At 62.7% G+C, this 15,589-nt stretch carries 14 protein-coding genes; 1 reads left to right on the forward strand and 13 read right to left on the reverse strand.

Annotated features, from left to right (window positions below; genetic code table 11):
- Positions 1 to 77: 77 nt before the first annotated feature.
- Entirely contained in the window at positions 78 to 1,073 is a 996-nt protein-coding gene (locus NLY33_RS11790; RefSeq protein ID WP_023704013.1) for a KpsF/GutQ family sugar-phosphate isomerase, read from the forward strand.
- Positions 1,074 to 1,159: 86 nt separating this feature from the next.
- Here the strand turns inward: NLY33_RS11790 and NLY33_RS11795 are convergent, their stop codons facing one another.
- From NLY33_RS11795 to NLY33_RS11855, 13 genes are all read right to left on the reverse strand, one after another.
- A complete protein-coding gene (locus NLY33_RS11795; RefSeq protein ID WP_023686409.1) occupies positions 1,160 to 1,624 on the reverse strand; it encodes an NfeD family protein in 465 nt (154 codons plus the stop codon).
- 101 nt (positions 1,625 to 1,725) lie between these two features.
- Positions 1,726 to 2,676 carry an SPFH domain-containing protein gene (locus tag NLY33_RS11800; protein ID WP_023671952.1) on the reverse strand — a complete coding sequence of 317 codons (951 nt, stop codon included), beginning with the start codon at positions 2,674 to 2,676 and terminating at the stop codon, positions 1,726 to 1,728.
- A gap of 158 nt (positions 2,677 to 2,834) precedes the next feature.
- Complete coding sequence (gene hemH / locus NLY33_RS11805; RefSeq protein ID WP_023686407.1) at positions 2,835 to 3,899, reverse strand: ferrochelatase; 1,065 nt, start codon at positions 3,897 to 3,899, stop codon at positions 2,835 to 2,837.
- 155 nt (positions 3,900 to 4,054) lie between these two features.
- Complete coding sequence (locus tag NLY33_RS11810) at positions 4,055 to 6,082, reverse strand: bifunctional metallophosphatase/5'-nucleotidase (RefSeq protein WP_023686406.1); 2,028 nt, start codon at positions 6,080 to 6,082, stop codon at positions 4,055 to 4,057.
- 197 nt (positions 6,083 to 6,279) lie between these two features.
- A complete protein-coding gene (locus NLY33_RS11815) occupies positions 6,280 to 6,657 on the reverse strand; it encodes an Omp10 family outer membrane lipoprotein (RefSeq protein WP_023686405.1) in 378 nt (125 codons plus the stop codon).
- 188 nt (positions 6,658 to 6,845) lie between these two features.
- A complete protein-coding gene (locus tag NLY33_RS11820) occupies positions 6,846 to 8,291 on the reverse strand; it encodes a homospermidine synthase (protein WP_023686404.1) in 1,446 nt (481 codons plus the stop codon).
- 127 nt (positions 8,292 to 8,418) lie between these two features.
- Positions 8,419 to 9,420: a hypothetical protein gene (locus tag NLY33_RS11825; protein WP_156932548.1), complete on the reverse strand. Its 1,002-nt coding sequence runs from the start codon at positions 9,418 to 9,420 to the stop codon at positions 8,419 to 8,421.
- The gene (locus NLY33_RS11830; RefSeq protein WP_023707641.1) at positions 9,342 to 9,653 is read right to left on the reverse strand and encodes a hypothetical protein; all 312 of its coding nucleotides are present in this window, start codon (positions 9,651 to 9,653) and stop codon (positions 9,342 to 9,344) included. The genes NLY33_RS11825 and NLY33_RS11830 overlap by 79 nt, the downstream gene beginning before the upstream one ends.
- Before the next feature lie 2 nt (positions 9,654 to 9,655).
- Positions 9,656 to 10,579, reverse strand: a complete 924-nt coding sequence (locus tag NLY33_RS11835) for a heme-dependent oxidative N-demethylase family protein (RefSeq protein ID WP_023704010.1) — start codon at positions 10,577 to 10,579, stop codon at positions 9,656 to 9,658.
- 52 nt (positions 10,580 to 10,631) lie between these two features.
- Complete coding sequence (locus NLY33_RS11840) at positions 10,632 to 11,294, reverse strand: aminotransferase class IV family protein (RefSeq protein WP_031200112.1); 663 nt, start codon at positions 11,292 to 11,294, stop codon at positions 10,632 to 10,634.
- Entirely contained in the window at positions 11,243 to 12,388 is a 1,146-nt protein-coding gene (locus tag NLY33_RS11845; protein ID WP_023704008.1) for an aminodeoxychorismate synthase component I, read from the reverse strand. The genes NLY33_RS11840 and NLY33_RS11845 overlap by 52 nt, the downstream gene beginning before the upstream one ends.
- Before the next feature lie 163 nt (positions 12,389 to 12,551).
- On the reverse strand, positions 12,552 to 13,268 hold the full coding sequence (locus NLY33_RS11850) for a helix-hairpin-helix domain-containing protein (protein WP_023704007.1): 717 nt from the start codon (positions 13,266 to 13,268) through the stop codon (positions 12,552 to 12,554).
- 414 nt (positions 13,269 to 13,682) lie between these two features.
- Entirely contained in the window at positions 13,683 to 15,521 is a 1,839-nt protein-coding gene (locus tag NLY33_RS11855; RefSeq protein WP_023704006.1) for a M3 family oligoendopeptidase, read from the reverse strand.
- Between the last annotated feature and the right edge of the window lie 68 nt (positions 15,522 to 15,589).

The raw sequence follows: 15,589 nt of genomic DNA on the forward strand, positions 1-15,589 counted from the left end.
GAAGGTGTGCCTGTACGACATGGCTGGACGGCAATTCTGTTGGACAGGCGAACGGCAAAGCGCTAATCGCATCAGCCATGCATGCGGGATCCCCAGAAAAGAAGCCTTTGGAGGCTTCGGTCGCCTCGGCGCTGAGAACGGTAGCCACGGAACAGGCCGGCGTGGCGGCATTGGCCGCCGCGCTGGAGAACGAACTGGCCGAACCTTTCGCCCGCGCCGTCGACATGGTGTCGCGCATCAATGGCCGTGTCATAGTCACCGGCGTCGGCAAAAGCGGCCATATCGGCACTAAGATCGCGGCCAGTCTGGCTTCGACCGGCACGCCTGCCTTCTTCGTCCATCCGGCGGAGGCCAATCATGGCGACCTTGGCATGATCGCCAGAGACGATGCCATCATCGCCATGTCATGGTCCGGCGAGAGCAAAGAATTGATGGGCATCGTCGCCTATTCCAGGCGCTTCTCGATCCCGCTGATTGCGATTACCGCGGGCGCGGCCTCGGCGCTGGCGCGCGCGGCCGACGTGGTGGTGCTCCTGCCGTCCGCGCCGGAAGCCTGCCCGCACGGTCTGGCGCCGACGACATCGACCCTGCTGCAACTGGTGGTCGGCGATGCGCTGGCCATAGCGCTGCTCGAAGCGCGCGGCTTCACGCCCGACCATTTCCGCACGTTCCACCCCGGCGGCCAGCTCGGCGCCAATCTCACGCAGATCCACGAGATCATGCATGTCGGCGAAAGGCTGCCGCTGGTGGCTTCCGGCACGGGCATGCGCGAGGCGATCCTCGAATTGTCGAACAAGGGCTTCGGCTGCGTGGCGATCGCGACGGCGGATGGCGCGTTGGTGGGCATCATCACCGATGGCGACATCAGGCGTCACATCGGCAGCAATCTCATGGAAATGAGCGTCGATCAGGTGATGACGAAAAAGCCGAAGACGGCCACACCGGACACGCTGGTGGCGACGGCGCTGCAGATTATCAACAATTCGGCCATTACGAGCCTGATGGTGGTCGAAGGCAGGCGGCTCGTGGGACTGGTTCATCTGCACGACCTGCTGCGCATCGGCGCCGCCTGAAAAAATCAAAGGACGCGTCGCGTTCGGGAAGCCCTAGGCGACGCGCCTGATTTTCCGGATCGAAAGCGCCATGCGCTTTCGAAATGTCAAACTGCCTCGACGGTCAGTTCCAGATCGGTGTCGGCCGAACTGACGACGCGCACCTGCGTGCCGGCCGGCAGGTCGGGACCGGAGACGCGCCACAGTGTGTCGCCGAGTTTGATGCGGCCGCGACCGTCCTTGATCGGCTCGGCCAGCGTTGCCATCCTGCCGACCAACTGCGCGCCGCGCCGGTTGAGGAGCGGCTGGTCGCTAGGGGTATTACGCCCACCAACCAGCTTCTTTCCGGCAAGGGCCGAGACCAGCGACAGGGCCAGGAAGGCGAGGACCTGGACTTCCCAGGCCCAGAAGCTTGCGTCCCAGACGAGCAGGGAAATCACACCGATCACCAATGCGGCGATGCCGATCCACAGCATGAATATTCCTGGCGCGATGACCTCCATCACCAGGAGGACGAAGCCCAGAACCATCCAGTTCCACGGACCAAGTTCGGAAATGATGCGGTCGAACATGGGAGTGCGCTCCTAGTTCTTGTTTGAGAGCATGATCTTTTCCGAAAACCGGCTCCCACTTTTCGGGATCATGCTCTTATGATCTCAGTTCTCGCCCGATCTCAGTTTTCGCTTGGGCGAACCACCGGAGGGCGGGCGGCCTGCCTGGCGGCGCCGGCGGTGCCTTCGCTGCGGAACACCTCCCTGGCGATCTCGCTTATGCCGCCGAGGGTGCCGATCAGCGCCGAGGCTTCCATCGGCATCAGCACGACCTTGCTGTTGTTAGCGGTGCCGATCTTGCCCATCGCTTCGGTGTATTTGAGCGCCACGAAGTAATTGAGTGCCTGCACGTCGCCCTTGGAGATGGCTTCCGATACAACCTGGGTGGCTCGCGCTTCGGCCTCGGCCGAGCGTTCGCGCGCCTCGGCGTCGCGGAAGGCGGCTTCCTTGCGGCCTTCGGCCTCGAGGATCTGCGACTGCTTGAGGCCTTCGGCGGCGAGGATCTGCGCACGCTTATTGCGTTCGGCGGTCATCTGACGACCCATCGATTCGATGAGGTTGGCCGGCGGATTGATATCCTTGATCTCGACGCGGGTGATCTTGATGCCCCACGGATGCGCCGCTTCGTCGACGACGCGCAGCAGGCGCTCGTTGATGGCGTCGCGGTTCGACAGCAATTCGTCGAGGTCCATCGAGCCCATGACGGTACGGATGTTGGTCATCGTCAAATTGAGGATGGCGTTCTCCAGGCCGGCGACCTGGTAGGCGGCCTGGGCCGCATTGAGGATCTGGTAGAAGGCGATGCCGTCGACGCCCACAATGGCGTTGTCGCGCGTGATGATTTCCTGGCTCGGAACGTCGAGCACCTGCTCCATCATGTTCATCTTGGCGCCGATTCGGTCGACGAACGGCACGATGAGGTTGAGGCCGGGGCTTAGTGTTTTGGTGTAACGACCAAAGCGCTCCACCGTATAATTATAGCCTTGCGGGATTGTCCGGATGCCTTTGATAAGAAGCACCAATACCAGAAAGGCAAGCGCACCAATCGCAATACCGAAACCACTGAAGTCCATTTGAATCTCCCTCAGATGCCGGCCATGGCGTTGATTCCATGCAACCGACTTCACCAAACACTTAGGTGTGTTTCAATAATGTTACAATCAGGTGATCGTTGATTATTAGTGCATGGAATAGCGCAACTGCGGCGATCGATCGCCGCAACGTGGCGGCCTCAGACCCAGCCCGACAGCTCGCGCCGCACCATCGCCTCGATCACCGCCATGCCTTCTGCACTGTCGTTGAGGCACGGGATGTGGGCGAATTTCTCGCCGCCGGCGTGATGGAAGGTCTCGGCCGCCTCGCGGCCGATTTCGTCCAGCGTCTCGATGCAGTCGACGGAAAAGCCTGGGTTGACGATGGCGATCGATTTCACGCCGTCCTTCGCCAGTTTCTCGACCGTCTTGTCGGTGTAGGGCTGCAGCCATTCCTGGGCGCCGAAGCGCGACTGGAAGGTGATGATCAGCTTCTTTTCATCCCACCCCAGTCGTTCACGCAACAGCCGTGTCGTCTTCTGGCAGTGGCAGTGATAGGGATCGCCCTTCTCGAAATAGGGCTTCGGGATGCCGTGATAGGAGGTGATGACCACCTCGGGCTCGAAGTCTAGCGTTGCCAGATGCCGTTCGATCGAATGGGCGAGCGCCTCGATGTAGACCGGCTCGTCATAGTAGGGCGGAACACTGCGCACGGCAGGCGCGCGGCGCATCTTCATCAAGGCGCGAAACAGCTGGTCGTTGGCGGTCGCGGTGGTGGTCGCGGAGTATTGCGGGTAGAGTGGGAACGACAGGATGCGGTCGCAGCCTTGCTCGACCAGCCTTTGAGCGACGCTCGCGGTCGAGGGGTTGCCGTAGCGCATCGCCCAGTCGACCACGACATCGGGTAGGTCGATGAGCGCTGCGGCCAGCTTTTCGCCCTGCGCGCGGGTGTAGGTGCGCAGCGGCGACTCGTTCCTCTCGCGGTTCCATATCCTGGCGTAATTGGCGCCGGACTTCTTCGGTCTGGTGGTCAGCACCAAGCCGTAGAGGATCGGATACCAGATCGCCTTGTTGAGTTCGATGACGCGCGGATCGGACAGGAATTCGCGGAGATAGCGCCACATCGGCTTGAAATCGGTACCGTCCGGCGTGCCGAGATTGACCAACATGACGCCGATCTTGCCTGCCTTTACCGGCGGATGTCCGGCCGGCAGCGGGTCGAGCGCTTTCGCGGCTTTGGGGTCGACAGGCGTGGAAAGCGTCATGAAGGTCTCCCGACACCGCGAAACCGACGATGTCGGGCGAACCTAGCGATGTGGCGCGAGTTTTCAATGCCGCGTCTGGCCGCACCTTACCCTGAAAGCCAAAAACCCGTCCGGTTACCCGGACGGGTTTTGCTGGTCGCAAGTGCGAAGCGAGGTTACTTCGCCGGAATGGTCAAGGTCGCGCCGACAGGAAGCCGGCGTGGTTCGTAGCCTTTGTTGGCCTCGGAGATCACCTTCCACTTGGCGCCGTCGCCGTAGGCCTTCTTGGCGAGATCCCAATAGGTATCGCCGGCGACGATGACATGGCTGGCTTCGGCCGGGGCGGCGTCAGCCGGCTTTGCCGGAGCAGGTGCGGCTTCGGCCGGTTTTGCCGGTTCGGCCGGAGCCGGCGTTGCCGGGGCGGTTTCCGCCGGGACAGTCGGCGGCGTGGTGGTGATGTCGCCGGAGCCTGCCGGCAATGCGGGCATCGCCGGCTCCGCCGGTGCAGCCTCGGCCGGTTTTGCCGGTTCCTCTGGAGCAGGTGCCGGTTCGGCTGGTTTTGCCGGCTCGGCGGCCGGGGCAGCCGCTACGGTTGCCGCGACCTCGGTGATGCGGCCGTCGAGCTTCGGCGTATAGGGCCGGTGCGCCGCGAGATAGTCGGCAACCACCTGTTCGAGGCCGGGGCCGTAATCGTAGGCGTTCTTGGCCTTCTCGGCGAAGACCTTGTAGCCGTCGCCGCCCTGGCGGACGTAATTGTTGGTGGCGACCAGATAGTCCTTGTCCGGATTGATCGGCGCCCAGGCACCGTTCTGCATCACCTCGACCGACTTGACTCGGCCGGCATTGGGCGCGACCGACTTGTCGAAGGAGTATTTGAGACCTGCCACCTGCGGGAAGCGGCCGCCGCCGTCCTCGACCTGGCTGACGCCGTTTTCCAGCCCGGCAACCAGATCCTTGCCGGAAATCTGGAAGGTCGCCAGCGTGTTCTGGAAAGGCAGCACGGTCAGCACCTCGCCCATGGTGACGGTGCCCTTGTCGATCGAAGCACGCAGGCCGCCGCCATTGGAGACGACGATCTCGACGCCCTGTCCCTTGACGCGGTCGAGAATGGCGTCGGAGACGAGATTGCCCATCGCGCATTCCTTGGTGCGGCAGCTTTCGCGGCTGCCGTCGATGGCCTCGGTGGTCTCGGCCACTTCCTTGTTCTTCAGCGCCTCGATCGGCGCGCCGAGCTCCTTGATGCGGGCAAGAACGGCCGGATCGGGGATGATCGACTTGTCGAGGAAGATCGGGTCGCCGCTGGCTTCCTTGACGTTGCCGTTGTCGTCGAACACGACCTTGAATTCGCCGAGATATTTCGAATAGGACGCGGCCTGCACGACAGGCACCTTGGAGCCGTCGGGGTTGTCGACCATCGTCGGATAGGGGCCTTCCCCCTTCGGGTCGGTGTTGGACAGAAGCGAATGGCTGTGGCCGCCGACCACCACATCTATGCCCGGGATCTTGGCGATGACATCGCGCTCGCGCCTGTAGCCGATATGGGTGACGGCAATTATCTTGTTGACGCCTTGCGCCTTCAGCTTCTCGACCTCGGCGGTGATCGACTTGACGTCGTCCTCGATGGTAATGTTGGGGCCGGGAGAGGCGAGTTCCGGTGTGTCGTTGGTCACGGCGCCGACAATGCCGATCTTCTGGCCGCCGACCTCAAGCACAATCGACGGCTTGATCTTGCCTGCGGCGCCGGACTTGTCGTTGGGCACGACATTGGCGCTGACGATCGGGAACTTCGCCTTGTCGAGATAAGGCACCAGCGCGCTCTCGCCATCGTCGAATTCGTGGTTGCCGAGCGTCACCGCGTCGGGCTTGATCTGATTGAGGAATTCCTCCTCCGCCGTGCCCTTGTAGGTGATGTAGAACAGCGATCCCTGAAAGCTGTCGCCGGCATTGAGCAGCAGCACGTTCTGGCCTTCGAGCTTCTTGCGCTCCTGTGCGATCGCGGTGACCAGCCGGCCGGCGCCGCCGATGCACTCACCCTTGGTCTCTTCCTCGGCCGAGCAGGTCGACTCGTATTTGTTGTTGCCTTCGATGCGGCTGTGCCAATCGTTGAAATGCAGGATGTTCAACGTGTAGTCGGCAAAGGATGGTGCGGCCGACAGGCCGAGTGTCGAGGCAGAGAGGGCGGCAATGGCGGCGAGCTTCTTCATCTTCGTCTCCCGGATATGATCAAAGGCGTTTAACGCTCTTGCCCGACTGCAGGATAACAGCCAGCATTTCGGGTATGTTCACATCGCGGTTGTGGCGATGCAAGAAGAATCAGGGCGGATAACCGGCATCGGTTTGCCGGCATAAAAAAGGCGGCGGCATCGCGGCGCCGCCATCCGCAAAGCCGCATGGGAAAGGTTCAGCCGCGCCTGGTCAGCACGAAGTTCTGCCCGGCGGAGCTGGTGCAATTCAGCTGGTTTATGGACACCAGCAGGCAGTTGAAAGCGATTGGCTGCTGCCGGATCAGCGAGGTTCCGTTGATCTCGACCGAGGTGGCGCCGGTCTTGGTGTAGCTGCCGTCAGCGAATTTCTCACCGGTCTCCGCCGAAACGGTGGTGAAGACGCCGCCGTTCAATGTCGAGACCGCCTTGCCTTCGGCGTTCAGCCATGAGCCTTCGACGCCTCGCGCCTGCGATGAGATCGGTGGCCCGTCGGAGCCGCCGGTGGTGCAGGCGGCAAGCATCGTCGCAAGAACGCCCGCCGCGCCCGCAGAAAGAATTTTGCGCACAATCGTCATATCAAATCCTCTCCTGACGCATCGGCCCAATCGTCAAACGACGTTTTGGGGAACACGATGTGCGTGGCCTCAAGTTTCCAGAGCCGTCCCTCGTGCGTCCAAATGGATGCACACTGCTCTCGTCCGCATCCCTTCAATCGCCCGATTTCTGGGCGATTGCAAGGCAGTGAGGCAGGGGTATGGAACCGCTATCGAACGAGGATGTTGCGGAATTGCCACGGGTCGCTTTTGTCGAGGTCCTCGGGAAACAGGCCCGGACGGTTATCGAGCGGCGTCCAGTCGGTGTAGTAGCCCTTGACTGGTCCGAGATACTGGGACTGCACTTCCAGGCAGCGCTTGTAGTCCATCTCGTCGGCCTCGACGATGCCGGCTTCGGGGTTTTCCAGCGCCCAGACCATGCCGGCGAGCACGGCCGAGGTGACCTGCATGCCGGTAGCGTTCTGGTAGGGCGCCAGCTTGCGGGCTTCGGCCAGCGACAGCTGCGAACCGTACCAGTAGGCGTTCTTGGCATGGCCGTAGAGCAGCACGCCAAGCTCGTCCACGCCGTCGACCAGCTCGTTTTCGTCAAGCACATGGTGGACCGGCTGCGGCTTGCCGGCAGCGCCGAACATTTCGTGGAGTGACAGCACGGCGTCGTTGCAGGGGTGATAGGCATAGTGGCAGGTCGGGCGGTATTGCACCTTGCCCTTCTTCGACCGCACGGTGAAGAAGTCGGCGATCGAGATCGCCTCATTGTGCGTCACCAGGAAACCGTATTGCGCGCCCGGCGTCGGGCACCAAGAGCGCACGCGGGTGTTGGCGCCGGGCTGTTCGAGATAGATCGCAGCCTTGGAGCCATGCTTGTGCTCCTTGCCGTTCTTCGGCATCCATCTCTCATGCGTGCCCCAGCCGAGCTCGGCCGGCTGCAGCCCTTCCGAGATGAAACCTTCGACCGACCAGGTGTTCCAGAACACGTTCATCGGCTTCGGCTTCTTGGTGCGCTGGGTGTCGCGCTCGGCGATGTGGATGCCCTTGACGCCGGCCTTCTTCATCAGCTTCGCCCAGCCGTCACGGTCGTCCTGCGCGGGTTCGGAAAACTCGAGGCCGAGGTCGCCGGCAAGGTTCAGCAGCGCCTGCTTGACGAACCACGAGACCATGCCCGGATTGGCGCCACAGGTCGAAACCGCGGTAGCGCCGCCGGGCTTGTCGTGCTTCTCCTTGATCAAGGCTTCGCGCAGCGCGTAGTTGGTGCGGCTGGCATTGCCGGCCTTGGCGTCGAAATAGAAGCCGAGCCACGGCTCGACGACGGTGTCGATGTAGAGCACGCCGAGCTTGCGGCAGAGCCGCATCAGGTCGACCGAGCCGGTATCGACCGACAGATTGATGCAAAAGCCCTGGCCGCCACCATTGGTCAAAAGCGGCGTCAGCAGTTTCTTGTAGTTCTTCTCGGTCACGTGCTCCTGCACGAAGGCGATGCCGCGCTCGTCGAGCAGCTTGCGGTCGGTGTCGAGCGGGTCGATGACCGTCATGCGAGACTTGTCGAATTTGAAATGGCGCTCGATCAGAGGCAGCGTTCCCCGTCCGATCGAACCAAAGCCGATCATCACGACAGGGCCGGTGATTTCACCGTAAACGGGCCAGTTTTCATTCGCCATTTTATCGAGCACTCCTTCAAGCAACGCGCCAAAACGGCCGTTCGACCGCCGCGCGACAAACCATAGATCATTGTCACAATAAAGCGAAAAGCAGGGATAAGGTTAGTTCCCGACGGCGCAGATGCGCCTACGGTTCGAGCAGTTTCGCGAATTCCGGTGTGAACAGCGCTTGTGCTTCGGAGACCGGCATTTCAACGAGATCGTCGCCGCAAGCCTGGATGACGTTGGGCAAACCTTGCAGCCCGAAGACCAGAACCTGCCTGTCGCCATCGCGTTTCAGGCTGGCGCCGAGATAGTCGCCGATCAAATCGTCGATGCCGCATTCGGCCTCGTAATCCACCTCGGTCTGGTCGCTTGGCTTCTTGCGCTTCTCCTTGACGAAGGTGGCCAGCGAGGGGCCTGGCTTGCCGTCGACCGTATCGGAAAACATGTCGTGAAGGGTAAGCAAGGCGCCACGGCGCACGTCCATGACATAGGCGTCGGAATAGTTGTTCGGATGCGCACCGCCGCAATAGAGGCTGCCGGATTCCGACCAGCTCATCAGCTTCGGCGTCAATGACGTCACTTTGGACGTCGTGTCTTCATAGCCGCCAAGCGAATCGTCATCCATGCCCTCCATCGGCGGCCCGTCGTGGAAACCGGCATATTGCAGCGCCGCGCACGTCAAGGCGCTGAGGCTGTCATGCCAATGGCGGTTCTGCAGCAAGGCATTGGCGGCTTCGATCGGCGCCCTGCCGGCGAGATCGACGATGCGCGGCCTGGCGAATTTGGTGCGCGGATCGGTGACATAGTTGTAGGCTGCATCCGGCCAACCTTCCTTGGCGTCTGCCTTGGGCGCAAAATCCAGCTTGAGATAGTCGTAGGGCGATGCCGCCATGGTGATCGGCGCATCGTCGCCCGAGAATGTCATGTCGGTGAAATCATAGAGATCGCGTGGCGTCGTCGCCGGCGTCTCCGTCTGGGCACGGCTGGCGATCCTTGTCAGCTTCAGCGGCAGGGTCTTTTTGGCCGTCCAGGTGCCTTCCAGCGTCTTGCCCTTGTCGGCGGAACTCAACCGCCAGACGGCGCCGATGGGTGGAGCCTGGCCGTCGCCGCACTTCTTGGCATCGCAGGCTTCTTCCTCGGCCAATTGAAGGCGCCCTTGCTCGACTTCGCCTGCAGAGGAATATCGACGCCCTTGGAGCGGTAGAAATAGCGCGCCGCCAGTGCCTCTCCAGCCGTCGCCGGATCACCGGTAAACTCGACGACGATGTCGATGTTGCCGAGCTTCCCCGCATAGGTCACCGGTTCCGCATGCGCTGTTGCCGGCAACGCCAGGAATGCACCGAGCAGGACGGCTAGCTTCAGAACATGTCGGATCATCGTCACTCCTTAGCCATGGTTTGCAGGCGTTGCACCAGCCGGTCACGGTCTGATGTCATCCCCTTGTAGTCGAGTTGAGCCTCATCCAGCGCCTGCAATTGCGCCGCGAAAGAGGCGGCAAGCGTTGCCCGGTCGGGATGCCGCGCCAGCACTTTCAGCGGGTCGAGATGGATGCGGATGGTGAACAGGATGTCGCGCGACAGAGGCAGTTTGCGCAGCGTCTGGCGCTCCACGCGGATGAAGGCATGGGTGTTGACGTCGCCGTCGGGAAATCGCGAGGGGCGCCTGGTGGCGCGGTCGATGCGCTCGACATTGGAGAGCGGATGATAGAGCGCGTCGCCGGCCTGGATCGACCAGTTGAAGCGTTCGACAGCCTGACCCTGCAGGCCGTCGAACATGCGGTTGATGAGCTCGGCCGGCCTGGTGCCCGGACCGAAGCCGGGCACCGGTGCGTGGATCTGCTGCAGCGGCCGGCCGAATTTCTCGACCAGCGACCAGGATGACGGGAAGCACAGCGAGCCGGCGGCGAGTCGCCAGCCCGTGTCGTCACGGCGCATCAGGATCAGGTCTTCCTGGACGAGCAGCGACGCTGCGACCAGCGGGGCATCGGGGAAGGTGGCGTCAGAGTCGGCTTTGGCGCCAATGACCTCAACCCCGGCATTGGTGCGCCGGTACATCCCGGGAAATGTCGACAGCAGATGTGCTTCGATGAGGCCGCGCACTTCGCGCTGGGCGTCGCGCGTGCCGTCTTCCTCGACAAACACCTTGTCGGGGATTTCGGCATACAGCCGGCGCTTTTCGGCGAGATGGTCGAAGAGATACCGGTCGACCTCGATCCACTTGTCGAGTTCGAGCGGCTTCAGCCCGATGGTGAAGAGCTTTGAGGAGCCATCATAGGGCGTGTGCGTGGGCTGACGAGAATTCATGCTTCGCTAGAAAGTGTCCAATGCCGGCGGTTATTCTCGCAGCCGCTTCGTATCAGGCCAATGTTGCCGGGATCAAGCCGCGCAGAGAATTGCCGACGAACAGTGTTTTGGCGGATTTCAACTCGTCATAGCTGTAGATCGCCTCCTGGGCGCGGCCTTCGTCCAGCAGCTCGGCGCGCAATACGCCAGGCAGCAGGCCGCAGTCGAGCCTGGGTGTCATCAGCATGCCATCACCGAAATCGGCGAAGACGTTGGTGATGGTGCCTTCGCAGATTTCGCTGCGCTCATTTGCGAGCAACACTTCGTCGGCCTGGGTGATCAGATATTCGGAGCGGGCGTGAGTGTAGACTTGCCGCCGGCCGGTCTTGTGGCGCAGCAGCGTGTCGGTGGAGGAGAGCCGCACCCGTGCCAGCTGCAGCCGCCAGACCTTGTCGGCGGCGAACGGCTCATAGGGCTGGACCGAGGCGGTCACTTCGCCATTGCGCTGCAGGACGAGCCGGCTGCGCAGCGCCTTTTGCTGCGCCCCGATAGTATTCGCCAGCACCTCGCCGATCCGCTGCGGATCGCAGGCAAAGCCGAGTTCTTCCGCCGAGCCGTAAAGGCGCGCGAGATGGCGTTCGAAGCGCAGAAAGCCCTGGCCGGGCTCCCAGCGCATGGTCTCGATCAGCTCGAAATCGGCGGTGTCCCCGTCGCGAAGCGCGCCTTCAGCAGACACTCCTGATACTCCTCTTGCGCCGTCGAATCGAAGACGACGCCGCCGCCGACATTGTAAACGGCCTCGCCACTGGAAAAGAGCGATATGGTGCGGATCGCCACCGAAAAGCGCATCATGCCGGCAGGCGCGATCCAGCCGATGGCGCCGCAATAGACGTCGCGCGGTGTCTCTTCCAGCTCGTGCAGGATTTCCATGGCGCGGATTTTCGGCGCGCCGGTGATCGAGCCACAGGGAAACAGCGCGCCAAAGATTTGGCGGATGCCGAGATCAGGCAGAAGCTTCGCCCGCACACGGCTCACCATCTGATGGACGGTCGGGTAGCTCTCGATGCGGAACAGTTCCGGCACTTCCAGCGTGCCGACCTCGCTGATCAGCGAGATGTCATTGCGCAGGAGATCGACGATCATTCGGTTCTCGGCCTGGTTCTTTTCGTCGCTGCGCAAGAAGGACTTCAACCGCGCGTCCTCGGCCTTGGTCGCGCCGCGCGGTGCGGTACCCTTCATCGGATGGGTTTCGATCATGCCTTCGGCATTGATCTCGAAGAACAGCTCGGGCGAACGCGACAAGACGATGGGATCGCCGAGCGAAATCAGCGCGCCATACTTGACCGGCTGGCGTCCTGTCAGTGCGTCGAAGGCAGCAAGCGGATCGCCCGACCATTGGGCACGGACCGGAAAGGTCAGGTTGCCTTGGTAGCAATCGCCCTTGCGGATGTGGTCGTGAAGGCGCGCGAAGCGTCTGGCGTAGTCCTGAGCGGACCAACTGGCCCTGGCGTCGAAGATGGGGCCATTGGTGGCCGGCGCATCGTTGCGCGGCACGGCCTCTTCGACCGGAGCATCGAAGACACCCAGACAAACCAGTGGCGCGCGCCGGCCTTCAGGCAGCAGCGGCACCAGTTTCGCTTCGAGCAGATAGCCCGCTTCGTAGGAGAAATAGCCGGCCAGCCATTTGCCGGCATCGCTCGCCGCCTGCGCGGCCACCAGCGCCGGCAGAAATTCCTTGGCATCATAGGCAATGATGATGTCGGCCGGGTGGTCGAAGACCAACTGACGGCCGCTTTCATCGTTGCGGAAAATGGCAGAGGGCAGGGGCATGGGGCTCGGGTGCTGCGGTCGATGACGCCAGAACCGCTCTATATGGAGGCCGGGCGGCGTGCAATCGAGGGAGCGGCGTCGCAGGGCGCAAAGACAGTGGCGAATGCAAAAACAAAGACGGCGCCCGAGAGCGCCGCCTTCTGGTTATGTTGCCGATGACAGATCAGCTGTTGTTGGCGGTCCCGGCGCTCGGGAATTGGCGTGCGAACTCCTTTTCGTCGCCGGCGGCAAGCAGCTTGGCCTGCTCGACCCACTTTTCGCGGGCGATGCGGCCGTCGAAATTCAGCGTGTCCTCGATGCGCTTGACATCGGTCGCGGTCCAGCCGGCGATCTGCGCGTAGGTCGTGACGCCAAGGCCCTTGAGCAGTTTGTCGTTGACCGGGCCGATACCGATCAGGCGGCGCAGATTGTCGGCCTTCCCAGCTGCCGGGGCGGCCTTCTTCGGGACGGCGGCGGGCTTTGAAGCCGCGGCTTTGGGCGCGGCCTTGGCGGCGGCAGGTTTGCTGGCCGCTGGTTTTGCGTCCGCGGATTTGGCCGCAGCTGGTTTGGCCGCGGCGGGTTTGGCGGGGGCCGGTTTCGCGGCCGGGGCGGACTTGGCCGTTGCCGCTGTCGACACCAGCGCGGCCGGCGCCGAACTGGAAGGCTTGGCGGATGGAGCCGATGTTTCACGCAGCCGGCGTTCGAGATCGGCGCGGGTCTTGCCGCAGGCGTCGAGTTCGCCGGTCAGGCGGTCGGCGTCGGCGCGCAGTCTGTCCCGCTCGCTGCGGGTGCGGTCGAGATCGCCGCGCAGGCTGTCAAGTTCGCCGCGCAGCCGGCCCCAGATAAACCAGCCAACCAACACACCTACAAGGAACGCCAGGACAATGTAAAAGAAGGTCATCGTCTCTCTCCAGTCGGATCCGTCCGCCGCCGTCCCAAGTCATGACCTTGGCAGATCGGATCATCCAATGTGGTTCGGCGGCTCAGGGAACAGCCGGTCTGTCGTCGAGTGTCGGCGTTCGGCTTTGCCGCCCATTGCCAACCGTCGCTGTCGCATTCGTCAGACCGCTGCCATGGGCCGGGATGCTGTCCGGCCTTAAGCCGCGCGCCCGGCTGAGCTTCGGTCGGAAAGCTATCATACGGCTTCGGGAAAGCTAACGGAAAATTTCGCCGGAGAGTTATTCAAGAACAGGTATTTAGAACAAGAACAGCGCTGCCGTCACATGCATCCCGGCTAAACTGTTCTGCGATTCTGCAAAGTCGAGGCCGCTGCTGAACCTGCCACTCTGCGCCATCGGTCCAATGGGTGCGCGCATTAACTGTCGAGCGCTTCCAACTCGTCGATCAGGCCGCCGATCACGCCAAGCCCGATCTGCCAGAAGGCGGGGTCGGTGGCGTCGAGGCCGAAGGGCGCGAGAAGCTCCGAGTGATGCTTGGTGCCGCCGGCGCGCAACATCTCGAAATACTTATCCTGGAAGCCATGCTCAGCGTTCTGGTAGACCGCGTAGAGCGAGTTCACCAGGCAGTCGCCAAAGGCATAGGCGTAGACGTAGAAGGGGGAGTGGACGAAGTGCGGGATGTAGGTCCAGAAGACCTCATAGCCCTCGCGCAGCTTGATCGCCGGCCCCAGGCTTTCGGCCTGCACCTCGAGCCAGAACTGGCCGAGCTTGTCGGAGGTCAGTTCGCCGTTCTTGCGCTCTGCATGCACCTTGCGCTCGAACTCGTAGAAGGCGATCTGGCGCACGACCGTGTTGATCATGTCCTCGACCTTCTGGGCGAGCATCGCCTTGCGCTCGCGCTTGTCGGTGGTCTGGTCGAGCAGCGAACGGAAGGTCAGCATCTCGCCGAACACCGAGGCCGTCTCGGCCAAAGTCAGCGGCGTCGAAGCCATCAGCGCGCCCTGGCCGCCGGCCAGCACCTGATGCACGCCGTGGCCGAGCTCATGCGCCAGCGTCATCACATCGCGCGGCTTGCCCATGTAGTTGAGCAGCACGTAAGGGTGCGCCGAAGGCACGGTCGGATGGGCGAAGGCGCCGGGCGACTTGCCGGGCCTGACCGGCGCGTCGATCCAGTTGCGGTCGAAGAAGGTGCGGGCGATCTCCGCCATGTCGGGGGAAAAGCGCTGATAGGCCGACAGCACAGTGTTCCTGGCGTCGTCCCAAGGGATCACGGCCTGCGGCGTCTCGGGCAAGGGGGCGTTGCGGTCCCAGTGGTTCATCACCTCCATGCCGAGCCAGCGCGCCTTCATCGCGTAGTAGCGATGAGACAGGCGCGGATAGGCTTCGCGCACGGCCGACGCCAGCGCATCAACCACGCTGCGCTCGACGCGGTTGGCGAGATGGCGTGAATCGGCGATGTCCTCGAAGCCGCGCCAGCGGTCGGAAATCTCCTTGTCCTTGGCCAACGTGTTGGTGATCAGCGTGAAGGTGCGCAGGCTCTTGCGGAAGGTTGCGGCCAGCGCTTCGGAGGCGCGGCGGCGGACCTCCCCATCGGCGTCCTGGAGGCGGTTCAGCGCCGGCTCCAGCGTCAGTTCCTCGCCGTCTATGTCGAAGCGCAGATCGGTCATCGTCTCGTCGAACAGCCGGTTCCAGGCACCGCGTCCGGTGATCGATTTCTCATGGAACAGCTGCTCGACCCGGTCCTCGAGCTGGTAGGGCTTGTCCATTCTGAGGTCGAGCACCCAGGGGCGGTAATGGGCAAAGCCGGCGTCGGCGGCGAGGGCGGATTCGAGCGCCTTGTCATCGATCAGGTTCAGTTCCAGCGCGAAGAACAGAAGATGCGCGCTGGCGTCGGTCATCTTTTCCTGGATGTCGCCATAGAGCTTTGCGCGCTGCGGATCGGCGGTGTTGCCGGCATAGATCAGGCCGGCATAGGAGACGATGCGGCCGATCAGTTCCTCCAGCGCCTCATAGGCTGTCAGCGCCTCGCCAAGCCTGCCGGCGCTGCCGCGCTCGGCCTCCGCAGCCAGTGTGCCCTTCCAGCGGTTCTCGAAGGCGACGGCATCGGCCGCCGCCTTGGCAAGGTCGCGCTTCAGTTCGGGTGCTTCCATGCCGGAATAGAGATCGGCGAGATTCCATTCCGGCAGGTCGCCGAGTTCCGCCGCGCCCTGACCGGACGCTACCGCCGCAAGCTGCCGACCGAGAATCCTGCTCATCAACAATTACCTTCTGGAATCAAGGGGAAAGGACAAGCCGGTCAAATCCTAAGGAATTCGTTCACCGG

It is taken from the genome of Mesorhizobium sp. C432A (assembly GCF_030323145.1).
In the GTDB taxonomy this organism is placed as follows: Bacteria; Pseudomonadota; Alphaproteobacteria; order Rhizobiales; family Rhizobiaceae; genus Mesorhizobium.